The sequence below is a fragment of the Mesorhizobium sp. M1E.F.Ca.ET.063.01.1.1 genome (assembly GCF_003998155.1).
Classification (GTDB): domain Bacteria; phylum Pseudomonadota; class Alphaproteobacteria; order Rhizobiales; family Rhizobiaceae; genus Mesorhizobium.
Genome location: NZ_RZSC01000728.1, coordinates 1 through 2,923, shown reverse-complemented (window position 1 = coordinate 2,923; position 2,923 = coordinate 1). Strand labels below are relative to the sequence as shown.

Here is a 2,923-nt window from a genome sequence, read left to right as displayed (position 1 = left end):
ATGCTTTTGCAGACCAAGTCGCGTGAGGTCTCCTGGAATGGATGGGCATTGCTGCTGCGCGGGCTTGTCGCGCTCGCAGTGCTGGCTTTCGGCTTCACCCACGGTGCGCGGGCGCATTCGCTGGACGACATCGACGCCATGCTCCAGAGCGGCGAGAAGTATTTCCAGCAGATCGACAAGCCGATGCCCGACTTCACACTGCGCGCCGCCGATGGGCGCGTGGTGCGGCCGGCCGATCTCGCCGGCAAGGTCGTAGTGCTTCAATTCATCTACACCTCATGCCCGGACGTTTGCCCGCTGCATGCCGAAAAGATCGCAGAGGTCCAGAAGATGGTGAACTCGACACCGATGAAGGATCGGGTCGTCTTCATCAGCATAACCACCGACCCGCGGAAAGACACGCCCGATGCGCTCAAGGCCTACGGGCCGACGCACGGGCTGGACCCGGCCAACTGGCTGTTCCTGACCACTGCCCCGGACCAGCCGGAGGATACGACCCGCAAACTGGCGGAAGCCTTCGGCCACAAGTTCACCCTCGCCGACGACGGCTACCAGATGCACGGCATCGTCACCCATGTGATCGACAAGGAGGGTCGCTGGCGGGCGAACTTCCACGGACTGAACTTCCAGCCCATCAACCTCGTCACCTTCGTCAACGCGCTCACCAACAATGTCGAGCACCCGCACTATGAGCAGCACGAAGGCTGGCTGGCGAAACTGAAGAACCTGCTGTGAGGCAGGACCACCGCTTTCGAACAAGGAAGGGAGACACATGTTCACCAGGGCGCACACGAGCCGATTCTTCGGCAGTATCTTTCGCACCATCCTGCTCGCCGGCCTGGCGGGATGGTTCCTGCTCAATCCAGGCCTTCCAGGCGCGCGGGGACCGGCATTCGCAGCCGGCGAAATGTCCCAGGACCAGCTCGACCAACGGATACACGACTACATTCTGGCGCACCCGGAGGTTCTCGTGCAGGCGCTGCAGAGCCTGGACGAGCGCCAGCGTCAAGCGGAGGCGACCGAGGCCAGGAAGGCGCTCAAGGCGCGAGCGGCCGACATCTTCCACGACAAGCAGAGCCCCGTCGGCGGTAATGCGCAAGGCAATGTCACCCTGGTCGAGTTCTTCGACTACAATTGCCCCTATTGCCGAATGATGGCGCCGATCATGGAACAGGCCGTGGCCGACGATCCGCAGCTTAGAATCGTCTACAAGGAATTTCCCATCCTCGGCCCCGATTCCGTGTTCGCGGCCAAGGCCGCGCTCGCCGCCGACAAGCAGGGCAAATACGCAGCCTTTCACAAGGCGCTCTATGCGGCAAAGACAAGAGTGACCGAGGCGGTCGTGCTCAAGACCGCCGCCGAGGCCGGGCTGGACGTCGAACGCATGAAGGCCGATATGCGGCAGCCCGATATCCAGGCATCGATCGACCGCAATACGGAACTGGCCCAGGCGCTGCGGATCACCGGGACGCCGGGCTTCGTCGCCGGCGATAGGATTTATCCCGGCGCGACCGATCTTGCGACACTGAAGACATTCGTCAATCAAGCGAGGGCCGGCAAATGACCGACATCCCAAACCGGCGCACGGTTGTTCTAAGCGTGTTCGGCGTCGCCGCGGCCGCAGGACTTTTCGAGCTGCCGGAACCGGCAATCGCTGCCGAGAATCCGGAATTGGCAAGGCGTTTCAAGGAGCTCAGCGAGAGCGGCAACAGCACCTGCTCGGCCAAGTTCACGGATTCGATCGCGACCATGCCGGCGACGGCTCGCATCAAGGGCTCGTGCTGCAGCCCGATGGAACTGAAGCGCTATGGCGAGCAGGTGAGAGGGCTCGCCAAGTACCGCGCCATCCCGATGATCCCCGGCGATCCTTACGACATTGCTGTGGCGACGGCGCAGCAGATGATGCCGTACTACGATCTGAAGCTCACCGGAGACGAGCAGAAGGCCTATGACTACGCGATGGCCAATTCCGAGGAGAAAGGTCCCTGCTGCTGTCCTTGCTGGCGATGGAAGGTGTATGGCGGACTGGCGAAATACCTGATCCACGAGCACCGCTTCACCGGCGAGCAGATCGTTGATGTGTGGGACCTTTCGGACGGCTGCGGCGGAGACGCTTGATCTCCCTTGCCGCAAGCCCTCGCCTGGCGAGTGCAGGCGGACCTGCGGCCCTGCCCTAAAGGGCTTGACCTTCCAGTCACTGGAACCCCTAACGTGAGCAGAAGGTCGCTAGCGGCGCGCCTTCCCAATCACGATCGAGGAGAAAAAGATGCATCGACGCGGTTTTCTGGCGGCAGGCCTGGCAACGGTTCTGTCAGGTTCTCGCGCGCTGGCGCAGATGAAGATGGACGGCATGTCGAACATGGATTCCATGCCCGGCATGGACATGGGCGGCCATGCGGGCCATGACATGGGCGCCATGGGCCAGGGTCCCGTGGCGCTACCCGAGGGTCAGCCCTTGCGCGAATTGCCGCTGCTTGCCAACGAGGCCAGCCGGTCCGGCCTGTTCAAGGCGAGACTGACGGCGGAGCCCGCCACCGTGCGCTTTGCCGCGGACCGGGACACGCCGATCCTTGCCTATAACGGCACGAGCCCCGGCCCGTTGATCGAAGCCTATGAGGGTGACCGCGTCGAGATCGCTTTCGCCAACCGGATCGAGGGTGAGCAAAGCACGATCCACTGGCACGGCATGCCGGTGCCCGCCGACCAGGACGGCAATCCGATGGACCCGGTGGCGGCAGGCGCGGACCGCGTCTATGCCTTCGAGCTGCCCGAAGGCAGCGCCGGCTCCTACTGGTACCACCCGCATCCGCATGGCCGCACGGCCGAGCAGGTCTATCGCGGCCTTGCCGGCGCCTTCGTCGTCAAGGCGAAGGCCGATCCCGTTCCGGCGGTCTATGGCGACACGGTGCTTATGTTCACCGAC

Annotated in this window: 4 protein-coding genes; all 4 read left to right on the top strand. The window is 63.4% G+C overall.

The annotated features are described in order from the left end of the window. Positions 1–735, top strand: a complete 735-nt coding sequence (locus EOA29_RS31325; protein WP_127222079.1) for an SCO family protein — start codon at positions 1–3, stop codon at positions 733–735. A gap of 37 nt (positions 736–772) precedes the next feature. After that, entirely contained in the window at positions 773–1,564 is a 792-nt protein-coding gene (locus tag EOA29_RS31320; protein WP_126094762.1) for a DsbA family protein, read from the top strand. Beyond that, on the top strand, positions 1,561–2,118 hold the full coding sequence (locus EOA29_RS31315; protein ID WP_127222078.1) for a hypothetical protein: 558 nt from the start codon (positions 1,561–1,563) through the stop codon (positions 2,116–2,118). Before EOA29_RS31320 ends, EOA29_RS31315 begins: the two co-directional genes overlap by 4 nt. A gap of 148 nt (positions 2,119–2,266) precedes the next feature. Further along, on the top strand, positions 2,267–2,923 hold a 657-nt coding region (locus EOA29_RS31310), incomplete at its 3' end, for a multicopper oxidase domain-containing protein (RefSeq protein WP_148669391.1).

What these genes read in the sequence shown, in the direction of transcription:
- EOA29_RS31325 (WP_127222079.1), top strand. Translation starts at nt 1, where the DNA reads ATGCTTTTGCAGACCAAGTCGCGTGAGGTCTCCTGGAATGGATGGGCA.
- EOA29_RS31320 (WP_126094762.1), top strand. Translation starts at nt 773, where the DNA reads ATGTTCACCAGGGCGCACACGAGCCGATTCTTCGGCAGTATCTTTCGC.
- EOA29_RS31315 (WP_127222078.1), top strand. Translation starts at nt 1,561, where the DNA reads ATGACCGACATCCCAAACCGGCGCACGGTTGTTCTAAGCGTGTTCGGC.